The organism is Bacillus sp. P4_D3 (assembly GCF_056401855.1).
The window spans coordinates 1-1,813 of sequence record NZ_JBFUIN010000633.1 but is presented as its reverse complement, the minus strand read 5'-3'; the positions used below and the strand labels follow the sequence as shown (position 1 = coordinate 1,813).

The 1,813-nt window shown below is 37.6% G+C and carries 2 protein-coding genes; both read right to left on the bottom strand.

Annotated elements, in window-relative coordinates:
• Window positions 1–69: 69 nt before the first annotated feature.
• Window positions 70–843: a flagellar basal-body rod protein FlgG gene (locus tag AC1DTM_RS25010; protein ID WP_033714688.1), complete on the bottom strand. Its 774-nt coding sequence runs from the start codon at window positions 841–843 to the stop codon at window positions 70–72.
• Window positions 844–886: 43 nt separating this feature from the next.
• A partial coding sequence (locus AC1DTM_RS25005; RefSeq protein WP_477001144.1) for an ATP-binding cassette domain-containing protein occupies window positions 887–1,813 on the bottom strand: 927 nt, incomplete at its 5' end.

Below are 1,813 nucleotides of genomic sequence, written 5' to 3'. Positions count from 1 at the left end.
CTGATTATTAGCCTTCACCAATCGGGCTTTTACGGGATTAAAAAAAGACTCCCACTAATGGGAAGTCCTTTATCTCAATATTTCATTCGCTTCTTTTTCATAAATTTTATCAAACGAAGTCATGATGCGCTGCGATGCTTGAATCATTTTTTGATTCGTCATTAAATCTGCCATCTCTTTCGTCATATCAACATTTGAATTTTCTAGCATATGATTTTTCACAATCCCTGTTCCATTCGGTAAATCAGCAACGTTTCCTTCTGCTAGTGTAAAACTTTTATTTTCACGTTGCACGAGACGAGCATTCGTTTCTGCATCTACTGTTTTCGTTTGCAAGCGGCCAATATTATTTTGTGTTACTTCATCGTATAATGTACCGTCTGCTTGTACAGCTATCTTTGCTCCTTCTGGAATACGAATACGTTCATTATTCTCACCCATTACGAAAGCACCAGATGCTGTTTGTAAATAACGATCACTATTTAATGTAAAACTACCGTCTCTCGTTAAAAATGTTTCATCATTTTTAGAAGTAACGAAAAATGATGATGTACCAGCCGCACCGTCGTCTAAAAAGAAATCTGTAGCACTATTTGTCATTTGTACATTTCCTTGTACTAAGTTCACATGCGTCGCAGCTGGTACGACAGCGTAATCGGCCGAACCGATATTTGTCGCCGATCCGTCTCCGCGGCGATATGTGTCTTGCACATCAAATACTTTAGAAGTCATGTTTTCTGCTTTAAACCCTGTCGTTTGGGCATTTGCGACGTTATTAGAGTGTACATTTAAACGCTGCATGTAATTCATCATACCCATAGAACCTATATAAAGACCGTTCATACTCGTTTGAATAAGGCAAGTGCCTTATTCTTCACCTCTCTTCTTACGATGTTTGTAACATTTGTTTTGCTAAATGTTCAGCTGTAGCGATATGTATATGTTGCTTCACGTCTTGTCCATCTGTCATTAATACAATTGGAGCTGATGATACAGCTGGAATTTTCAACAATTCACCACTGCTCGCTGTTTCATCAAATTTCGTAAACACGATACCATCAATATGAATATCTTTAAAGTTCGTAATGATTTCAATCATGTCTTTACTTTTCATAGAAGCTGATAACGTTAAACAAATATAATCTGGCTCTACTTGTCCCATCGTTTCAATCATTTCTTCAACCGTTTCTGACGTACGATAATTCTTCCCGGCTGTATCTATTAATATATAATCGACGCACGCTTCTTCTTTAAAATAAGTGAGCGCCCTTGTCATTGCTGCTTCATCTCGCACAGCGATTACTTCTGACCCAATTGTTTTTACGTAATCTTGTAATTGCTGCACTGTTCCAATGCGAGAGTGGTCCGTCGTAATAAAACCAACTGTTTTGTTCTTAGCGTGAAACTGCCATGCCATTTTCGCAAGTGTCGTCGTTTTTCCAACGCCAGTTGGACCGATTAATGCAATCGTTTGTACTTCTTTTTCAAATACGTTTTCAGTATTGAAATGAGATCTCATATCTTCCAATATGTATCCGATGACTTCCTCTTCTGTAATCATCGTTGCATTCTCAAACTTCACTTTTAATTTTTCAGCATATGCATGAATGAAATATTGTTCCACATCGTTTTGTTCTAACATCCGAATTACTTTTTGAATAATAAATGGCACAGATTCCTGCTTTTCTTTTTTAACAACTACCTCTTCTTTCTTGACAGGAATAGCTTGTTTCACAGCATGCTGTTTTTTCGTTACTTTCGTCGCCTCCGCAGGCTTCACAACGACAATCCCTTTTTCAAACAGTTGTAATAG